Here is a 19,645-nt window from a genome sequence, read left to right as displayed (position 1 = left end):
TGGGGTCACACCCTGACATGGACACGAACTGAGCTGCTGACACCGATCAGCCCGTGTCTTTGTCGGGGTGTGACCCCAAGGTGGACACGAGCTGGGCTGTGAAGGAGTCACAGCAGGAACATCTCCTGCAAGTCGTTGAGGAAGCGCTGGCCCAGTGCGGTGGGCCGGATGACGGTATGGTCGCGGTACAGCAGGCCCTTGGCCTCGGCGGCGTTGAGCTGCTTCTCGATGCCGTTCAGCGCCAGCCCGGTGCGCTCGGCGTACAGGTTCGGCGCGAAGCCTTCCTGCAGGCGCAGCGTATTCAGCATGAATTCGAAGCCCATTTCGTCGCGGCCGATCTCGCGCTCCTCCTGCACCGGCATGCCGGCCGCGACCTGCTCCATGTACGACTTCGGCTGCTTGTAGCGGGCCTGGCGCAAGACGCGGTGCGGGAACGACAGTTTGGAGTGGGCGCCCGCGCCGATGCCCAGGTAGTCGCCGAACTGCCAGTAGTTCAGGTTGTGGCGGGCGCGGTGGCCCGGCTTCGCGTAGGCGGAGACTTCGTAGTGGCCGTAGCCCGCGTCCGCCGTCATCTGCGCGATCAGGTCCTGCATGTCGGCGCTGGTGTCGTCGTCCGGCAGTTGCGGCGGGTACTTGGCGAAGACCGTGTTCGGCTCCATCGTCAGGTGGTACAGCGACAGGTGCGGCGGCTGGTACGACAGCGCCGTCTCCAGGTCGGCGCGCGCCTCGGCCAGCGTCTGCCCCGGCAGGGCGTACATCAGGTCGAGGTTGAAGTTGTCGAAATTGGCCTGCGCGATCTCGACGGCGCGGCGTGCCTCGCCGGCGTCATGGATGCGGCCCAGCGCCTGCAGGTGGTGCGGGTTGAAACTCTGGATGCCGATCGAGAGCCGGTTGATGCCGCTGGCCCGGTAGCTGCGGAACTTCTCTGCCTCGAACGTGCCGGGATTGGCCTCCATCGTGATCTCGGCCGCGCCGTCCAGCGGCAGCAGGGTGCGCAGGTCCGACATCAGCCGGTCCAGCGCCGCCGCCGACATCAGGCTGGGCGTGCCACCGCCGACAAACACGGTATATATCTTCCTGCCCCAGATCAGGGGCAGTGCCATCTCCAGGTCGGCGCGCAGGGCGTCCAGGTACTGCTGCTCCGGCACCTCGCCCTTCGCCTCGTGCGAATTGAAATCGCAGTAGGGGCACTTGCGCACGCACCATGGCCAGTGGATGTACAGCGACAGCGGCGGCAGCGCGGCCAGGTTCAGCGCGCCCGGCTGCAGGTATTGCGCGGCGACGCCGGCGGCGGCGTCGATGGTGCGGGCCGGCGCCGTCTTCGCGCCGACCGGTTTGATGGGGATCATTTCAGCTTTTCAATCAGGGCGCGCAATGCCTGGCCGCGGTGGGACAGGCGGTTCTTCTCTGCCGGTGCCAGTTCGGCCGTGCACTTGCCCAGCTCGGGAATGTAGAAGTGCGGGTCGTAGCCGAAGCCGCCAGCGCCACGCGCTTCCGGCACGATGACACCGCGCCAGACGCCGTCCGCGATCACCGGTTGCGGGTCGTCCGCATGGCGCACGAACACCAGCACGCAGTAGTAGTACGCGGACTTGTCGTCATGCGCGGCCAGGTCGGCGATCAGCTTCTCGCTGTTGCGGGCATCGGACTTCGGCTCCCCCGCGTAGCGCGCCGAGAACACGCCGGGCGCGCCGCCCAGCGCGTTGACGCAGACGCCGGAGTCGTCCGCCAGCGCCGGCAGGCCGGTCAGGCGCGACGCATGGCGCGCCTTGGCCAGCGCGTTCTCGACGAACGTGTGGAACGGTTCCTCCGCCTCCGGTACGCCGTACTCGCCCTGGGCGTGCACCTCGAAGCCGACGGTGGCCAGCAGTTCGTTGAATTCCTTCAGTTTGCCCGCGTTGTTGGAGGCGAGGATCAGTTTCTGGGTCATGACAGTCGGGGCGATGCATCGGGGACAGGCAGCTGTCCCCACGTTTTATGGGAAGGCCCGTATTTTACCCCGCCAGGCCCAGGGCCTGCTTCTGCAGGGCGATCAGGTCGCGGATGCCGCCCTCGGCCAGGTCCAGCAGGCGGTTCATCGCGGCGCGGTCGAACGCGGCGCCTTCGGCCGTACCCTGCACTTCGACGAAGTGGCCCGCTTCGGTCATGATGACATTCATGTCCGTGTCGCAGGCCGAGTCTTCCGGATAGTCCAGGTCCAGCACGGGCATGCCCTGGTAGACGCCGACGGAGATCGCGGCGACGAAGTGACGCACTGGCACGGCCGGCAGCAGCCCGCGCTCGACCAGTTTCGAGAAGGCGTCGTAGGCCGCCACCATGGCGCCGGTGATCGAGGCGGTACGGGTGCCGCCGTCGGCCTGGATGACGTCGCAGTCCAGGTGCAGCGTGCGCTCGCCGAACGCCTGCAGGTCGAAGGCGGCCCGCAGCGAGCGGCCGATCAGGCGCTGGATCTCCTGCGTGCGGCCGCTCTGCTTGCCCTTGGCCGCCTCGCGGTCCATGCGCGAATGGGTCGAACGGGGCAGCATGCCGTATTCGGCCGTCATCCAGCCCTGCCCCTTCCCCTTCAGGAAGCCCGGCACCTTCTCCTCGATGCTGGCGGTGCAGATCACCTTGGTGTCGCCGCATTCGATCAGCACGGAGCCTTCCGCGTGCTTGGTGTAGTGACGGGTCAGGCGCAGCGCGCGCAGCTCATCGACGGCGCGGCCGCTGGGGCGGGTCTCAAAAGTCATGTGGTTCCTGTAGTGTTGGTTTTATTTCAGCAGCTGGGACGATTTCTCGATGGCCCCGCGGATCTCCGCGATGGCCTTCTCGATCTGCTCCTCGTCGAACGGATCGAAGCCGGGGTCGAGCTGGCGGCCGGCGATCGTGGAGCCGTGCAGGTCCTGCGGCAACGCCTCGGTGGTGATCGTCGTCGACATCACTTCCGTCGGCACGTCGTCCGGGCCGGCGCCGCCCTGCCACGTGATGGCCAGGCCCGTCACGTTGTCGCTGCCGGTACCGCCGTGGCGCAGCGCGGACTGCAGCAGTTCCGGCACGGCGCGCACGACGGGGCGGGTGGACAGCGTGTCGACCAGCTCCGTCTCCTCCAGCACGGCCCACAGGCCGTCCGAACATAATAGCATCGTGTCGCCGGCCTGCAGGCTGGCGCGGCGCGACAGCTCCACCTTCGGGGCGGTGCCCGCGCCCAGGCAGTTGTACAGCTTGTTGCGGTCCGGGTGCGTGGCACGCGCGGACGGCGGCACCTTGCCCTTCTCGATCAGGTTCTCGATGTGCGAGTGGTCGCGCGTGCGCGCCAGCACATGGCCGTCGCGCAGCCAGTACAAGCGCGAATCGCCGCAGTGCGCCCACGTGGCGGTGTTGTGCTGGATCAGGCAGACCACCACCGTCGTGCGCGGCGTCTCGGGCATCCGGTGCAGCGCGGCGTAGCGGTGGATCTCGCGGTGCGCGGCCATGCACGCCTCCTCCAGGAAGCGTTCCGGCCCCTTGATGTAGGGCGTGGCCTGCTGCTGGAATACGGCGGAAATGGTCTGCAATGCGACGGTGGCCGCGGCCTCGCCGCGCAGGTGGCCGCCCATGCCATCCGCCAGCACCAGCAGCAGCGCGTCGCGCGTGAAGCTGTAGCCCATGCGGTCCTGGTTGACCTTGCGCGAGCCGACGTGGCTTTCCTGATAAACGGAGAACTGCATGCTGCCTCCTACGATTGCAACGTGTCGGGCGCGGACGCCGCGCGGCGAAAGCGTGCCGCCAGCCGCCGCGCAAACCCGGCCAGGCCGCCGGCCGGTGGGGCGGCGGGCGCCGGCGCCGGCATCGCTTGCTGCAGCGCCTTCTGCAGCGCGAACACGCTTTGCGGCCGGGCCAGCGGATCGACCTGCAGCGCCCAGCGCACCAGCTGCACGAGCTGCGGCGAGTAGCGCTCGTCGAGGCGGGCGAAATGCGCTTCCATGCGGTCGTCTCCACTGTTCCTGCGCTGGTCGGCCGGCTGCGGCGGCGCGCCGGCCATGCAGGCGAACATCGACGCGCCGATGCTGTAGATGTCGGTCCAGGGCCCCAGTGTCTCGGTGCGCACGTACAGCTCCGGTGCCGCGAAGCCCGGCGTGTACATGGGCTGCAGGGTCGGCACGTCCGTGTTGACGGTCTGGCGCGCGGCGCCGAAATCGAGCAGCATCGGCGTGCCGTCCGTGCGCAAGTAGATGTTGGCCGGTTTCAGGTCCAGGTGCAGCAACTGGTTGGCATGCACTTCACGCAGGCCCTTCAGCACCTGCGTGAAGATCTGTCGGATGAAGGTTTCGCCGATGGGACGTCCCTTGGCGCGCTGGCGACCGATGTGTTCCTGCAACGATTGGCCCGATTCGTAGGCCATGACCATGTAAACCGTGTCGTTGGCGCGAAAGAAATTCAACACTCTTACAACATTCGGATGGGCGATACGGGCCAATGCCCGGCCCTCTTCGAAGAAGCATTTCAGGCCGATACGAAACACCGGGAGGTTCGATTTCGACACGGTTGGCGCCAGTTCGCCCTCTTGACGCAGCGCGAGGGAGCTTGGCAAATACTCCTTGATGGCGACCGCATTGCCGTCCCCGTCATAGGCGAGATAAACAATACTGAACCCGCCAGACGCAATTTTCTTTACAATGCGGTATCCAGCTAAAGCCATCCCATCCGGCAATGGGGCGTTGTTTTGTGCAGCCATAGGTTTCCTCGCCTCAACACCCGGATTGTGTGGACAAAACCAACTAATGTAAAGCTAAAATCGGGGATATCCATTGAGCATTTCCAGCATGACGGGCTACGCGGTTGCCACCAGCGAAAGCGCGGCGGGAACTCTGACAATCGAGATCAAGAGCGTCAATTCCCGTTTTCTTGACCTCCAGTTCCGCATCAACGACGACCTGCGAGCACTCGAACCCGACTTGCGAACCGCCATCATGGCGGCCATCACCCGTGGCAAGGTCGAGATCCGTCTCAGCTTCGGCCGCAAGGCTGCCGGTGCTGGCACCCAGGCCCTGAATGTCCCCCTGTTGAACGAACTGGCGCGCCTGCAGGGCGAGGTCGGCAAGCACTTTGCCGGTGCCCAGGCGATGTCGGTGGCCGAGCTGCTGCGCTGGCCCGGTGTCGTCGAGGAAGCACAGATCGGCCAGGAGTCGCTGCAGGCCGACGTCGCCGCGCTGATGCAGCGTACCGTGCAGGCGTTCGTCACCAGCCGCCAGCGCGAAGGCGCGGCGCTGGAAGCCATGCTGATTTCCCGTATCGAGGCGATGGAAGGCATCGTCAAGCGCATCACCCCGTTGATCCCGCAAGTGGTGGCAGCGTTCCAGCAGAAAGCGATCGAACGCATGCAGGAAGCGCTGGGCCTGGCGTCGCAGGGCTCGAACAGCAGCCTGTCGCGCCAGGACGCGATGGAGCGCATCCGCCAGGAAGTCATCCTGTACGGCATCCGCATCGACGTGGCCGAAGAGCTGGGCCGGCTGTCGGCGCACCTGTCCGAGACGCGCCACATCCTCAAGAAAGGCGGCCAGGTCGGCAAGCGCCTGGACTTCATGATGCAGGAACTGAACCGCGAAGCCAACACCTTGGGCGCCAAGGCCTCCGTCAAGGAGCTGGCGGATGCATCGATGGAGCTGAAGCTCCTGATCGAGCAGATGCGCGAGCAGGTCCAGAACCTCGAATAATTGCCGAAAAACGGTGACAGTCACCGTTTCTACGGCAATGTTTCCTCGAAACCCGGGTCTGTCCCGGGTTTTTTGTTGCCGCGGGGCGTATCGGCGGCGGATCGCCAAGCCACCTCGCCAGCGCTGGCCAATGGCTTGCAAGAAGTTGGCCGCAAATTCGGTTGCTCTTGGTAAAATAGATCTTTGGGCGCGGCCCACCTGATTCGAGAATGCAAATGAACCAACACTTCTCCGGCAGCCTGTTCATGGTTGCGGCGCCGTCCGGCGCGGGCAAGTCCACCCTGGTCAATGCCTTGCTGGCGCAGGAACCTACCATCAAGCTGTCGATTTCGACGACCACGCGACCACCCCGTCCGGGCGAAGAGCACGGCCGCGAGTACTTCTTCACCACCGCCGAGGACTTCGTCAAGCGCGCCGCCGCGGGCGAATTCCTGGAGTGGGCCGAAGTGCACGGCAATTACTACGGCACATCGCGTTTCTTCGTCGAGGAACAAATGAAAGCCGGCACCGATATCCTGCTGGAGATCGACTGGCAGGGCGCGCGCCAGGTCAAGAAGCAGTTCCCGCAGGCGGCCGGCATCTTCATCCTGCCGCCGTCGATCGCGGCGCTGGAAGAGCGGCTGCACAAGCGCGGCCAGGACGAACCCCACGTCATCACGCGGCGCCTGCTGGCGGCCGGGGGCGAAATCGCGCACGCCCCGGAGTTCGAGTATGCTATTATCAATGAAGAGTTTCCGGTCGCGTTGTCGGAGTTGAGCGCGATCGTCCGGTCGGCCCGTTGCCGGTTTGCGCAACAGGCGGCCCGCAACGCATCGTTGTTTGCCCAACTGGGTATCCACGCCGAGCACGCTGAGTAGGCGGTCCGCACTGGCGGCTCGCCTCATCCGCGCTGCATCACGCGCTGCACCATCTAATATCCGTCATCAGTTCAAGTTACGTTTAGGAGTTACACCATGGCCCGTATCACCATCGAAGATTGCCTGCAGAATGTGCCGAACCGCTTCCAGCTGACCCTGGCAGCCACGTACCGCGCCCGCCAGCTGCTGCAGGGCCATACCCCGAAGGTCGAAGCCAAGGACAAGCCGACGGTGCTGGCCCTGCGTGAAATCGCCGCCGGCAAGGTCGGCCTGGAAATGCTGAAAAAGGTCCCAATGTAATTTTGGAACCTGCGTTCCTTCCGTACTACCCAGGTTCTCCCAGTTGAATTGACCTCACGTCGAACACCTATGAACCTGACTTCCGCCGAATCCGGCACCAGCACCGCCTCGGAACGGCCCGCCACGCGGGCCCGGCGTCCGGCCCGCTCGCGGCCGGACGGCGACCAGCCTCCCGTCATCTCCACGTCTCCCCTTGCCGCCCCCACCGTGCCGGCCGGCGTGGCGACGATCAGCCACCTGACGGAAAAGCTGGCCGAGTACATGACGGAAGCCGACCTGAAGAAGGTCAAGGAAGCCTACCGCTTTTCCGACGAGATGCACCTGGGCCAGGTGCGCAAGTCCGGCGAACCGTACATCTCGCACCCGATCGCCGTGGCCGAGATCTGCGCCGACTGGAAGCTCGATGCGCAGGCCATCATGGCCGCGCTGCTGCACGACGTCATGGAAGACCAGGACGTCAAGAAGGAAGAACTGATCGAGCGCTTCGGCTCGCCTGTCGCGCAGCTCGTCGACGGGCTGTCCAAGCTGGAAAAAATCGAGTTCCAGAGCCAGATCGAGGCGCAGGCGGAGAACTTCCGCAAGATGCTGCTGGCGATGGCCTCCGACGTGCGCGTCATCCTGATCAAGCTGGCCGACCGGCTGCACAATATGCGCACGCTGGACGTGATGGCGCCCGCCAAGAAGCAGCGCATCGCCGGCGAGACGATGGAAGTGTATGTGCCGATCGCGCACCGCCTCGGCCTGAACAACATCTACCGCGAGTTGCAGGACCTGGCGTTCTCGCACCTGTATCCGATGCGCTATACCGTGCTGGCGAAAGCCGTGCGGGCGGCGCGCGGCAACCGGCGCGAGGTCGTCGGCAAGATCCTCGACTCCGTCAAGAACACCCTGTCGATGGCGGGCATCGAGGCCGAGGTGTACGGCCGCGAAAAGACGCTGTACGGCATCTACAAGAAGATGCGCTCGAAGCACCTGACGTTCTCGCAGGTGCTGGACGTGTACGGTTTCCGTGTCGTCGTCGACAGCTTCCCCAACTGTTATGTCGCGCTGGGCACCCTGCACTCGCTGTACAAGCCGATGCCGGGCAAGTTCAAGGACTACATCGCCATCCGCAAACTGAATGGCTACCAGTCGCTGCACACCACGCTGATTGGCCCGTATGGCACGCCGGTGGAGTTCCAGATCCGCACGCAGGAAATGCACCGCACCGCCGAATCGGGCGTGGCGGCGCACTGGCTGTACAAGAACAGCGACGCCAACATGACGGACATGCAGCAGCGCACCCATGCATGGCTGCAGTCGCTGCTGGACATCCAGCAGCAGACGGGCGACTCGGCCGAGTTCCTGGAACACGTCAAGGTCGACCTGTTCCCTGACTCCGTCTATGTCTTCACGCCGAAGTCGAAGATCATCGCGATGCCGCGCGGCGCCACGCCGATCGATTTCGCCTACGCGATCCACACGGGTATCGGCGACCACACGGTCTCCGTCACGATCAACGGCGAGCCGGCACCGCTGCGCACGGAGCTGCGCAATGGCGACATCGTCGAGGTGGTGACCGACCCCGATTCGCGCCCGAGCCCGAGCTGGCTGAGCTTTGTCCGCACGGGCAAGGCGCGCTCGGCCATCCGCCACCACCTGCGCACGATCAACCTGCCCGAGTCGATCAATCTGGGCCGCCAGTTGCTGCGCCAGGCGCTGGGCGCGATCAGCCTGTCGCCGGACCTGCCGGAACCGTTGATCGAGCGCCTGCTGAACGAATCGTCGGCCAAGTCGCTGGACGAGCTGTACGCCGACATCGGCATCGGCAAGCGCATGGCCGCGCTGGTGGCGCGTCATATCTTCGGCCTCCTGGGCGGCGAATCGGCCAGCGTGCCGGTCGACCACAACAGCGCGTCGGACCTCGACCCGGTGACGATCTACGGCAGCGAAGGCGTGTCCGTCCAGCTGGCCGCTTGCTGCCTGCCGATTCCGGGCGACCAGATCGTCGGCCAGTTGCGGCGCGACCAGGGCCTGCAGGTGCACACGAACGACTGCACGGTGGCCAAGCGCCAGCGCCAGAAGGAACCGGACCGCTGGATCGCAGTGAAATGGGGCACGGAGCTGAACCGCCGCTTCGACAGCCGCATCCGCCTGTTGATCAACAACGAAAAAGGCATCCTCGCCCGCGTGGCCGCCGAGATCGGCGAATCCGACGGCAACATCACGTTTGTCGGCATGGACGAGGACAAGGAACACGTCCTGCACCAGCTGCGCTTCACGATCCAGGTCAAGGACCGCGTCCACCTGGCGGGCCTCTTGCGCAACGTGCGCAAGGTCGCCGGCGTCAACCGCGTCGCCCGCGAGCGGGCTTAGACTTTGACGGCCTGCGAACTGGAGGCCTTGTTGCAACCCGAAAGCAAACCCTGGGGTCAGACCCGACGGGTCTGACCCCGGCCTCTGGTGTCGGGTTAAACCACGTTAGCGGCCCTTTGACACCGAACGCAGGAAGCCTTGGTCGCCCACCGCAAAGTTGTTGTTGGTAGCGAGCCGTAGATCCTGCAGCTGACTTTCAGCCAGTGGTTCATCAAAGAGTCGTCGGTAGGCCGCCTGACGGGAGGCCAAGTCCGCTCCAAGTGCCATATAAAGTGCATGGCCTTCGATAATGTCATTGGGCCGGCCCTCTGCATTGCAGCGATAACTTGACCAAGGGTATTGGCCCGGGTAAGTCACCATTCCGGCCCGCATTGGATTGAGCTCGACGTAGCGCTGGCATATCAGCAGATGCGTATCGCTCTGAATAAGCGCGGCCGGTAGCGACCTTCCCAAACAGTCCCCGTGCGACGATAGCGCCAGTTGATGTACTGCGCGTGCTTCTGCGCCACAGAGCTCATCATTACCGGTACGTCGGCAGCACGCGCTGGGCTAAGGAGGAGGTGTACGTGATTGGTCATCAGCACGTACGCATGGACCGCGCATTTGCAACGACGCGCGGCTGTACGCAAGCATTCCAGGTAATGGGCATAGTCTTCGGTGCCCAAAAAACACGCGTTACGGTTATTTCCGCGTTGAATAACGTGTAGAGGCACGTCGTCGATGAATACTCTGGCGTTTCGCGGCATCGTACGCTCCCTCGATCGGAGCAGCCCAGCATGCCACTTCGTCAGATCCAATGACTGATGAGTCTCAACCTTCTGGCTGAGGATACTTCACCTCAAGAATCTCCAACTCCTCCACGCCGGTCGGCGTATGCAGGGTGACCGTGTCGCCCTCGCGGGCCTTCGTGATGGTGCGGGCGATCGGGGAGATCCAACTGACCTTGCCCTTGAGCGGGTCGAATTCGTCGATGCCGACGATCGTGATCGTGTTCTCCTCGCCGTGCTGGTTGGCGTACGTGACGGTGGCGCCGAAGTAGATCTGGTCGCTGCCGTGGTGGACGCTCGGGTCCACCACCTCGGCCAGGTCCAGCCGCTTCGTCAGGAAGCGGATGCGCCGGTCGATTTCGCGCAGGCGCCGCTTGCCGTAGATGTAGTCGCCGTTCTCCGACCGGTCGCCGTTCGACGCGGCCCAGTGCACCACCTTCACCACCTCCGGGCGCTCGACATCGATCAGCTGCAGCAGCTCGTCCTTGATGCGCCGGTAGCCGGCCGGCGTCATGTAGTTCTTCGAGCCCGCCGGAATCGCCGGGGCCTGGGCGACGTCGTCATCGTCGTCCTGGTCGGTTTCTTTCACAAATGCTTTGTTCATGGGAAGTGCGTTTCACGTATCATCCTGCTAATGCGGAACGATTGTACACATTTATGAGCACAGCCCCTTCCTGCCACGACGCGGTCTGGCAAACCACCCGCTCCGAGCTGTACGTATTCGATCCCGCCACCCTGCGCATCCGCGACGCCAACCCCGCCGCCTGCCGCAACACCCAGTACGCCACTCCGCATATCACGACGCTGACCCTGCCCGACCTGGCGCCGCAGCTGGGCCGGAGCGAACTCGACACCAGCGCCGCCATCCACACCCACTTCGTCCGCGCGGACGGCCAGCGCTATCCCGTCACGCTGCACGTGACGCCGATCCGCCACGATGACGCCCCTGCCCTCCTCGCCATCGCCGACGACGACAGCGCCACCCACGCCCTGCAGCGCGCCCAGGCCCGCTTCGAGGCAATGGTGTCGAACACGCCAGGGCTGGTCTACCAGTTCCACCTGGACGCCGACGGCAATGCCAGCTTCCCTTACGTCAGCGACGGCTGCCAGGCCCTGCTGGGTCTCTCCGCCGCCGAGTTGATGGCGCAGCCCGAGCGTTTCCTCGAACTGGTGCTGCCGGACGATCGCCAGTCCTACCTCGACGCCATGCTGTCCTCGGCCGGCACGCTGTGGGGCTGGAACTGGGAGGGCCGCATCTGGGTCGACGCGTGGAAGGATGTCAAATGGATCAACCTGCGCGCCACGCCCCACAGCCTGCCGGACGGCGCCGTGCAGTGGGAAGGCATCATGACCAACATCACGGAAAGCAAGCAGGAGCAGCTGGAGGTACGCGCCAGCCGCGCCCGCCTGGCGGAGCTGACCGCGCATATCGAGAAGGTCAAGGAGCAGGAACGCACCCGCATCGCGCGCGAGATCCACGACGACCTGGGCGGCAACCTGACCGCCATCAAGATGGCGCTGGCGATGCTGGCCGCACGCCTGCCCGAAGACGACCGGGCCCTGCACGACAAGGCCGCCTATGTCGACCAGCTGGCCGACCGCACCATCGACGCCGTCCACCGCATCACGCTCGACCTGCGGCCGTCGATCCTGGACTTCGGCCTCGTCGCCGCGCTGGACTGGCAGGTCAAGGAGTTTGCCACGCAGGCCGGGATTGCGTGCGAGTTCCACACCAGTGCCAGGGAAATCGAGCTCGATCCGGACCAGGCCTCCGCCCTGTTCCGCATCGTGCAGGAAGCGCTGACCAATATCGCCAAGCACGCCGGCGCCAGCAAGGTGACGGTGCGGCTGCAGTGCGGCCGCGAGCACCTGGGCGTGAAGATCAGCGACAATGGCCGCGGCATCGCCCCTGCCGACCGCAGCAAGCCGGCGTCGTTCGGCCTGCGCGGCATGGCCGAACGCGCCAATGCGCTGGGCGGCACCCTGCACGTCACGCCTGCCGAGGGCGGCGGCACGGTTGTCGCCATCAAGATACGTCGCCAAGGCTACAATAGCGCCCCATGATGTTGCAAGATCGAAACAGCCCGAGGCCAGCATGAACCAGAAAGGTGTGATCAAGGTGTTCATCGCGGACGACCATGCGATCGTGCGCGAAGGCCTGAAAATGATCCTGGCCGATACCAAGGATATCGTCGTCTCCGGCGAGGCCGAAAACGGCAGCGATGCGCTGCGCCTGTTCCGCAAGTCCGGCTGCCACGTCGTACTGCTGGACATCTCGATGCCCGACCGCAGCGGTATCGAAGTGCTCAAGCAGATCAAGAAGGAAAAGCCCGACCTGGCCGTGCTGATGTTGTCGATGCACCGCGAGGACCAGTATGCCATCCGCTCCCTGAAGGCAGGCGCGGCCGGGTATCTGACGAAACAAAGTGCACCAAAAGAGTTGGTAAATGCCATACGGCAAGTCGCAAGCGGGTTAAAATATATCAGCCCTGCTTTGGCGCAAGAATTGGCCAACCACGTGGGCGATGAGCACCAGGTTGCCCCCCATGAAACCTTGTCGGATCGCGAATACCAGACGCTGACGATGATCGCCTCCGGCAAGACCGTGGGCGCGATCGCCGAGGAGCTGTCGCTGTCGGTCAAGACCGTCAGCGAGTACCGGGCTCGCCTGCTCGTCAAGATGAAGCTGAAGAACAGCGCCGAGCTGACGCACTATGCCATCAAGAACGGCCTGCTCGACCAGTAATGTCTGAGCAAGCCTTAATGCTCAGAAGTAAGCCACCTTCCGCCCTTTCCTCGGTGCTTCAGGTAGCTCAGCAGTAACCTATGATTCAGTCAACAAGTATGAATCAAGCAATCAGTTATCACATGTAAAGGCGGCAGGCGAAGATGTCCAGCAAATCCACCACCCAGGCCAGCGCGGAGCAGAATCCCGCGGACATTGCACGCGAAGCGTTCCGGCGCCTGGCGATCCGCCGGATTGCGCCCACGCCGGAAGCCTACCGCGACATCTACAACGAAATCGCCGGCATTCCGACGCCGCCACCGCTCGGCCCCACTGCCGCCCCGGCCGTCGACAACGGCCCGGAAAACGTACTGACGCGCTTTGCCGCGCGCATGACGGAACAGCCCGGCGAGCTGGCCGACTTCGGCCGCCGCTTCAACCGCGCCGTCAAGGCACGCGACTGGGAAGCCTACGCGGCAACGCTGTCGCAACTGGCCGAACGGCCGCTGCGCAAGGCAGGCGGGATCGAGCTGGCGCCAATGCCGGAGGGCGAACAGACGCGCCTGCTGCGCGACCTGCTGAGCCGCACCTTGACGCTGGCGGTCGCGTCCCTGCTGACGGGGACGCCGGCGCTGGCCGCCGAGGCCGAATCGCTGGGCGCCGCCACCAAGGAAGCGCACACGGAAGCGGACCTGTCGGAAATCGCCGTCCGGCTGAAGCAGCTGTGCTACCAGATCGAACTGAAGAGCGGCGACACGGCCGAACAGCAGGAACTGCTGCTGCGCCTGTTCCGCCTGCTGCTGGAAAACGTCAGCGAATTGCTGGACGACGACTCGTGGCTGCGCGGCCAGGTCGATGCCGTGCAGGCGCTGATCGAAGGCCCGCTGGATGCGCGCGCGCTGGAGGCGGCCACCCGCAGCCTGAAGGACGTCATCTACAAGCAGAGCCAGCTGAAGCACAGCATGGCCGACGTCAAGGTCACCGTCAAAAACATGATGATGACCTTTATCGACCGCCTGGGCCAGGTCGCCGCCTCGACGGGCGATTTCCACGAAAAGATCGGCAACTACTCGGCCAAGATCAGCCAGGCGCAGGACATCGGCGAGCTGAACTCCATCCTGGACGAAGTGCTGCAGGAAACCCGCATCGTCCAGGGCGAGGCGCTGAAGGCACGCGACAATATGGTGACGGCGCGCCAGGAAGTGCAGGACGCCGAAGCGCGCATCCACGCGCTGGAAACGCAGCTGCAGCATATGAGCGAACTGGTGCGCGAAGACCAGCTGACGGGCAGCCTGAACCGCCGCGGCCTGGACGACGTCTTCGAGCGCGAGACAGCCCGGGCCGACCGCCGCGGCACCCCGCTGTGCATTGCCGTGCTGGACCTGGACGACTTCAAGAAGCTGAACGACACCTACGGCCACATCGCTGGCGACGGCGCGCTGAAGCACCTCGTCAAGATCGTCAAGGAAACCCTGCGCTCGATGGACGTGATCGCCCGCTTCGGCGGCGAGGAATTCCTGATCATGCTGCCGGAAACGACGGTGGACGCGGCCGTGGCAACGATGACGCGCCTGCAGCGCGAACTGACGCGCCATTTCTTCATGCACGAGAACGAGAAGGTACTGATCACGTTCTCGGCCGGCGTCGCCCTGCGCCGGCCACACGAGGACCAGACGGAACTCGTCAAGCGTGCCGACCAGGCCATGTATACAGCGAAGAAGACCGGCAAGAACCGTGTGGTGGTCGCGGAATAAACAGCCTGCCCATGCATCACAGACAAGCCCGCCAAGTGCGGGCTTTTTTGCGCCTGCGGCAGACCGATCCGTACAGGTCAGCGAGCCATTGGCGAACTTTCAACTCAGACCAGAACCCGGGGTCGGACCCGGCGGGTCCGACCCCAGCCCTGCGCTTTTGGGTGCACGGAGCCTTGTTACTCGTCCCCCGCAGCCGCAATTTTCAATAATTTCTGTGAAAAAATAATTTATTTCGCCCTCAAGTTCCCGCCAACACTGCCGCCAAGGCGCACCCCGCCCTCATGCCCGAGTGGCAACCCTCAAAATTTCTCTCAAAAAACCCCTAAAGCTTCCCGTGGGGCAACCGTTACCAGTTACAACAGCGGCTTGAACGTCACGGAACAGCGAGACGGGCCAAAGTGAAAGAGCAAATCGCCACCTACAGCAGTACAAGTTTTGGAGAAATACCATGGCATCCGTAATCAACACCAACGTCGCATCCCTGAACTCGCAGCGCAACCTGAGCTCGTCCGCATCCGCCCTGTCCACCTCGCTGCAGCGTCTGTCCTCCGGTCTGCGTATCAACAGCGCCAAGGACGACGCGGCTGGCCTGGCGATCTCCGATCGTATGAACTCGCAGATCCGCGGCATGACGCAAGCCACCCGTAACGCCAACGACGGCGTGTCGATGGCACAAACGGCCGAAGGCGCACTGTCCTCGTCCGGCGACATCCTGCAGCGTATCCGTGAACTGGCCGTGCAGTCGTCGAACGCATCGAACTCGTCTTCCGACCGCCAGGCCCTGCAGACCGAAGTTACCCAGCTGGGCTCGGAACTGAACCGTATCGCACAAACCACCACGTTCAACGGCCAGGCGCTGCTGGACGGCTCGATGGGTACGGCGAATTTCCAGGTTGGCGCCGACGCCAACCAGCTGATCTCCGCCAACGGCGCGAACTTCCTGACCAGCACGTACGGTAACAACCGTGTGGAAAACGACCAGGCAGTCACCGCCGCGACAAACACCTCGGTCAGCGCCGATGTAACGATTTCCGGTGGCCGTGGCACGAAGAAAATCACGACCCAGGCGGGCGATTCGGCCAAGACCATCGCTGCCAACATCAACAAGCAGACCGCCGACACGGGCGTCACCGCCTCGGCCAAGACCGAAGTCAACCTGAAGATGACCGGCGGCGAAGCGGTCAGCTTCGAGCTGAAGGGTGACAACAAGACCAACGCCGTGGCGATTAACTTCACGGTCGGCGGTACCGGTTCGAATGCCAGCGACTACGCGTCGGGCATCAACGCCATCAATTCGCAGTCCGCCAAGACCGGCATCACGGCTGAATACGACCAGAAGAACGGCGGTATCAAGCTGTCGCACGCTTCGGGTGAAACCATCGAAGTCGACAACAAGAACACGGCCGCAACGACGTTCGACGTAGCCGCGTACAAAACCGACAAGACGCTGAGCGCTGCCACGGCAGTTGCGGGCGGTGGTCCTGCTGTCGCCAATGGCAGCGTGACGTTCGACTCCGAAAACAGCTTCTCCGTGACCGACGCCGGTACCGGCCTGGGCGTTGGTGCCGCAGCTGGCGCCACCACGGCCCAGTCGTCGAAACTGAACTCGGTTGCCGAACTGGACGTGACGAACTTCGAGAACGCCCAGAAGGCCATCAAGATCGCCGATGCCGCCCTGGCCAGCGTGAACACCCAGCGCGCCGCCTACGGTGCTCTGCAGTCGCGCTTCTCGTCGGCCATCTCGAACCTGTCGGCAACGACCGAGAACCTGTCCGCATCGAAGAGCCGTATCGTCGACACCGACTTCGCCGCAGAAACCGCAAGCATGACCCGCGGCCAGATCCTGCAGCAGGCCGGTACCGCGATGCTGGCCCAGGCGAACTCGCTGCCGAACGGCGTGCTGAGCCTGCTGCGCGGCTAATCGCCCGGCAATTAAGGCAGTAAAACGGTTCCCCGCCTGGTTTTCCAGACGGGGAACTTTTTCCGTTTATAGGAGCCCACCATGACTATCGATTCGCTAGGTTCGCTGGCCGGCGTCAGGGGCAATTTGCTGGCCAGCGACAATGGCCCGACAACCGCGCCGGCAACGGCCACGCGGCCGCCGGCCACGCCGACGGCGACCGTCAATCCCGTCACGGCCAAGGATGCCCCGGCGTCCATGGACGAGCTGCAGGACGCGGTCGGCAAGCTGAACGCGTCCATCCAGGGCAGTTCGCAAAGCCTCGAGTTTTCCATCGACGAGGACAGCAAGCGCACTGTCGTCAAACTGGTCGATCTCACGACCAAGGAAGTCGTGCGGCAATATCCTTCCGAGGAAGCGCTGCGCATCTCCAAATCACTGGACGGCTTCAAAGGTTTGCTGGTTCGCCACGCCGTCTGACGTACGCAGTCTGCCCGCTGCTCGCGCCGCCCTGCCCCGGGGCGGCGCCCCTCTTTCTTGCCAGCCTGGCATTCGCCGAAACTGACACCTGTTTTCCCCTCTCAAGTTGCGTTTGATTCTGCCGATAAAGACTTATATTATCGCTTTCTCAGGAGCAAGCCGTGGCAACTTCAGGAGTCTCAGCGTCCGGCGGCATGTTGGACGTCAATACCATCGTGTCCCAGCTGATGCAGGTGGAAGCCGCACCGCTGGCGAAGTATGACCAGAGGACGGCCTCGTACCAGGCCAAGCTGAGCGCCTATGGCTCGCTCAGCGGCGCCGTGGGCGTGTTCCAGTCCTCGCTCGGCGGCCTGACGAAGGCGGCCGACTTCAAGGCCCTGTCCGCCACTGCCAGCAACGCGGACGTGCTGTCCGCCTCCGCCAGCGCCAAGGCCGTGGCCGGCAACTACAAGATCAATGTCTCGCAACTGGCCCAGAGCCAGACCTTGACGACGCCCGGCGTCGCCAGCAGCAAGTCGACGATCGGCACCGGCGCCAAGACCACCATTTCCTTCCAGTTCGGCAGCGTGTCCGGTGGCTTCGGCCTGGCCGGCACGACCTTGGCGTCGGGCATCGCCCGCGACGGCATCAGCAACGGTTCGCTGACCATCAACGGCACGGCCATTGCCACCGACAGCACGACCAACAGCGCGCGCACGCTGGCCGAAGCCATCAATGCCAAGAGCACCACGACGGGCGTCACCGCGACGGCCACGCCGGCCTCGTCTTCCGCCACGCTGTTTGCCGGCTTCGGCGACGTGGCGACGGGCGCCGACGGCGGCTACACGCTGTCGGTCGGCGGCGTGCAACTGGCCGCGCAAGGGGCCGACGTGGCGGCGGGCGCCGGCATCACGGCCGCCTCCATCGACACGGCACTGACGGAACCGTCCACCGTGCTGACGGCGCTGACCAATGCCGGCATCACCGTCAGCGGCACGGCCGCCGGCGGCGACCTGAAATTTACCCGCGCCGACGGCGCCAACCTGGTGGTCGAGGAAGCCGTTACCGGCAGCCCGGCGGCCGTGACGGGCGGCATCGGCAACGGCGGCGGCGAAGTGAACGGCGGCTCGACCAACACGGCCGTCAGCGGCATTTCGCTGAGCTCGACCGATGCGAGCCCGATCACGATCGCCGGCAGCAACCCGGCGGCGGCGGGCCTGACGGCCGGCACGGGGGGCAGCTACCTGGGCGGCACGTTCACGCAGGACGCCAACATCGCATCGGGCATCGTCACGATCGACTCGACCAACAACACGCTGGAAGGCATCCGCGACGCCGTCAACAAGGCCGGCCTGGGCGTGACCGCCACCATCGTGTCGGACGGCAGCGCCAATCCTTACCACCTGGTGTTCACGTCCAACGCCACGGGCGCCAACGCGTCGATGAAGATGACGTTGACCGGCGACGATCCCGATCCGGCCGACAGCGCCCTGGTCGACATGCTGACCTACGATCCGGCCGGCACGCAGAAGATGACGCAGACGTCGGCCGCGCAGGACACCAAGCTGTCCGTCAACGGCATCGCCGTGACGAGCCATTCGAACAACGTGGGCGAAGCCATCCAGGGCGTCACCCTGACCGTGACGCAGACGGGTTCCAGCACGCTGAACGTCAGCAAGAACACGGGCACCGTGAAGAGCAACGTGGAAGCGTTCGTCAAGGCGTACAACGACCTGAACGGCACGCTGAAGAAACTGACGGGCTACAACGCCGACACCAAGACGGGCGGCGCCCTGCAGGGCGATTCGACGGCGCAATCGGTGCAGTCGCAGATCCGCCGCATGATGACGACGAGCATCAGCGGCCTGACGGGCGACCTGACGACCCTGGGCCAGGTCGGCATCAGCTTCGACAAGGATGGCACGCTGTCGCTCGATTCGGCCAAGTTCCAGAAAGCCATGGACAAGTCGTTCGACGATATCGGCGCGCTGTTCGGTGCCGTCGGCCGCTCGACCGATTCGCTGGTGTCGTTCACCAGCTCGACGTCGGCGACGAAGCCGGGCTCGTACGACCTGACCGTCACGCAGCTGGCCACTCAGGGCGCCCTGACGGGCGCGGCCGCCGTCGATGCCAGCACGACCATCGCCGCCAACACCACGTGGGCCGTCACGCTGAACGACGGCACGCCCAGCAGCGCGAAGAACACGACCAACGTGACGATCCCCGCCGGCACCTACACCCCGGCCGAACTGGCCAAGGTGCTGCAGTCGTCGATCAACGGCGCCTCCGCGTTCTCGTCCGCCGGCAGCGCCGTCACGGCCTCGATCGATGCGGATGGCAAGCTGGTGCTGTCGTCGTCGAAGTACGGCTCGGCATCGAACGTCAAGCTGGCCGACGTCAGCGGCAACACGGTGGACAGCCTGTTCGGCGGCGCCACGCCGGCCGCCGGCCTGGACGTGGCCGGCACGCTGGGCGGCCATGCCGTCACGGGCAGCGGCCAGACGCTGACGGGCCTGGCCGGTACCGACGTGGAAGGCCTGAAGGTCGAAGTGACGGGCGGCGCCATCGGCGACCGCGGTACCGTCAGCTTCTCGCAGGGCTACGCCTACCAGTTGAACAACCTGGCCACGACGATGCTCGGCAAGACGGGCCAGATCACCAGCCGCACCGATGGCATCAACCAGTCGATCAAGGACGTCGCCAAGCAGCGCGACGCCTTCTCCGACAAGCTGACGTCGGTCGAGGCCCGTTACCGCAAACAGTACAGCGCGCTGGACGTGATGCTGACCAATATGCAAGCCACGTCCAGCTACCTTACCCAGCAGCTGGCGGCCCTTGCCGCCAACCGCTAAGCAA

Annotated in this window: 17 protein-coding genes; 10 read left to right on the top strand and 7 right to left on the bottom strand. The window is 64.6% G+C overall.

Features of this window, described 5'->3' with window-relative positions; translation table 11 throughout:
• Positions 1 to 107 precede the first annotated feature (107 nt).
• From hemW to PX653_RS00165, 5 genes are all read right to left on the bottom strand, one after another.
• The gene (hemW, locus tag PX653_RS00185; protein WP_277415958.1) at positions 108 to 1,349 is read right to left on the bottom strand and encodes a radical SAM family heme chaperone HemW; all 1,242 of its coding nucleotides are present in this window, start codon (positions 1,347 to 1,349) and stop codon (positions 108 to 110) included.
• Positions 1,346 to 1,930: an RdgB/HAM1 family non-canonical purine NTP pyrophosphatase gene (rdgB, locus tag PX653_RS00180; protein WP_277415957.1), complete on the bottom strand. Its 585-nt coding sequence runs from the start codon at positions 1,928 to 1,930 to the stop codon at positions 1,346 to 1,348. Before rdgB ends, hemW begins: the two co-directional genes overlap by 4 nt.
• Before the next feature lie 64 nt (positions 1,931 to 1,994).
• Positions 1,995 to 2,729: a ribonuclease PH gene (rph, locus tag PX653_RS00175; RefSeq protein ID WP_277415956.1), complete on the bottom strand. Its 735-nt coding sequence runs from the start codon at positions 2,727 to 2,729 to the stop codon at positions 1,995 to 1,997.
• A gap of 21 nt (positions 2,730 to 2,750) precedes the next feature.
• On the bottom strand, positions 2,751 to 3,686 hold the full coding sequence (locus tag PX653_RS00170) for a PP2C family protein-serine/threonine phosphatase (protein WP_277415955.1): 936 nt from the start codon (positions 3,684 to 3,686) through the stop codon (positions 2,751 to 2,753).
• A gap of 8 nt (positions 3,687 to 3,694) precedes the next feature.
• Entirely contained in the window at positions 3,695 to 4,693 is a 999-nt protein-coding gene (locus PX653_RS00165; protein WP_277415954.1) for a serine/threonine protein kinase, read from the bottom strand.
• A gap of 88 nt (positions 4,694 to 4,781) precedes the next feature.
• Between PX653_RS00165 and PX653_RS00160 the strand changes: the two genes are divergently transcribed.
• The 4 genes from PX653_RS00160 (at position 4,782) to PX653_RS00145 (ending at position 9,184) form a co-directional block, all read left to right on the top strand.
• A complete protein-coding gene (locus tag PX653_RS00160; protein ID WP_277418671.1) occupies positions 4,782 to 5,672 on the top strand; it encodes a YicC/YloC family endoribonuclease in 891 nt (296 codons plus the stop codon).
• Positions 5,673 to 5,887: 215 nt separating this feature from the next.
• Positions 5,888 to 6,529 (top strand): guanylate kinase, encoded by a 642-nt coding sequence (gmk, locus tag PX653_RS00155; RefSeq protein WP_277415953.1) that lies wholly within the window; start codon positions 5,888 to 5,890, stop codon positions 6,527 to 6,529.
• Between the two features lie 96 nt (positions 6,530 to 6,625).
• Positions 6,626 to 6,829 (top strand): DNA-directed RNA polymerase subunit omega, encoded by a 204-nt coding sequence (gene rpoZ / locus PX653_RS00150; protein WP_107143459.1) that lies wholly within the window; start codon positions 6,626 to 6,628, stop codon positions 6,827 to 6,829.
• Positions 6,830 to 6,898: 69 nt separating this feature from the next.
• Positions 6,899 to 9,184 carry a RelA/SpoT family protein gene (locus PX653_RS00145; protein ID WP_277415952.1) on the top strand — a complete coding sequence of 762 codons (2,286 nt, stop codon included), beginning with the start codon at positions 6,899 to 6,901 and terminating at the stop codon, positions 9,182 to 9,184.
• A 401-nt stretch (positions 9,185 to 9,585) separates the two neighbouring features.
• Here PX653_RS00145 and PX653_RS28285 read toward each other — a convergent pair whose 3' ends face one another.
• Positions 9,586 to 9,930, bottom strand: a complete 345-nt coding sequence (locus tag PX653_RS28285; RefSeq protein ID WP_371876396.1) for a transposase — start codon at positions 9,928 to 9,930, stop codon at positions 9,586 to 9,588.
• A gap of 64 nt (positions 9,931 to 9,994) precedes the next feature.
• Positions 9,995 to 10,555, bottom strand: a complete 561-nt coding sequence (greB, locus tag PX653_RS00140; protein ID WP_277415951.1) for a transcription elongation factor GreB — start codon at positions 10,553 to 10,555, stop codon at positions 9,995 to 9,997.
• Between the two features lie 53 nt (positions 10,556 to 10,608).
• Here greB and PX653_RS00135 point away from each other — a divergent pair, with 53 nt between their 5' ends.
• From PX653_RS00135 to fliD, 6 genes are all read left to right on the top strand, one after another.
• The gene (locus tag PX653_RS00135) at positions 10,609 to 12,015 is read left to right on the top strand and encodes a PAS domain-containing sensor histidine kinase (RefSeq protein WP_277415950.1); all 1,407 of its coding nucleotides are present in this window, start codon (positions 10,609 to 10,611) and stop codon (positions 12,013 to 12,015) included.
• 31 nt (positions 12,016 to 12,046) lie between these two features.
• Positions 12,047 to 12,697: a response regulator gene (locus tag PX653_RS00130; protein ID WP_277415949.1), complete on the top strand. Its 651-nt coding sequence runs from the start codon at positions 12,047 to 12,049 to the stop codon at positions 12,695 to 12,697.
• A gap of 143 nt (positions 12,698 to 12,840) precedes the next feature.
• Positions 12,841 to 14,430: a GGDEF domain-containing protein gene (locus PX653_RS00125; RefSeq protein ID WP_277415948.1), complete on the top strand. Its 1,590-nt coding sequence runs from the start codon at positions 12,841 to 12,843 to the stop codon at positions 14,428 to 14,430.
• 448 nt (positions 14,431 to 14,878) lie between these two features.
• The gene (locus PX653_RS00120; RefSeq protein WP_277415947.1) at positions 14,879 to 16,351 is read left to right on the top strand and encodes a flagellin N-terminal helical domain-containing protein; all 1,473 of its coding nucleotides are present in this window, start codon (positions 14,879 to 14,881) and stop codon (positions 16,349 to 16,351) included.
• Between the two features lie 81 nt (positions 16,352 to 16,432).
• On the top strand, positions 16,433 to 16,810 hold the full coding sequence (locus tag PX653_RS00115; protein ID WP_277415946.1) for a flagellar protein FlaG: 378 nt from the start codon (positions 16,433 to 16,435) through the stop codon (positions 16,808 to 16,810).
• 161 nt (positions 16,811 to 16,971) lie between these two features.
• Positions 16,972 to 19,641: a flagellar filament capping protein FliD gene (gene fliD / locus PX653_RS00110; protein ID WP_307730912.1), complete on the top strand. Its 2,670-nt coding sequence runs from the start codon at positions 16,972 to 16,974 to the stop codon at positions 19,639 to 19,641.
• The last annotated feature ends 4 nt before the right edge of the window (positions 19,642 to 19,645 follow it).

Origin of the sequence: Pseudoduganella chitinolytica (assembly GCF_029028125.1) — a bacterium.
In the GTDB taxonomy this organism is placed as follows: domain Bacteria; phylum Pseudomonadota; class Gammaproteobacteria; order Burkholderiales; family Burkholderiaceae_D; genus Rugamonas; species Rugamonas chitinolytica.
The sequence above is the reverse complement of the archived record's forward strand: the minus strand, read 5'-3'. Positions and strand labels throughout refer to the sequence as shown.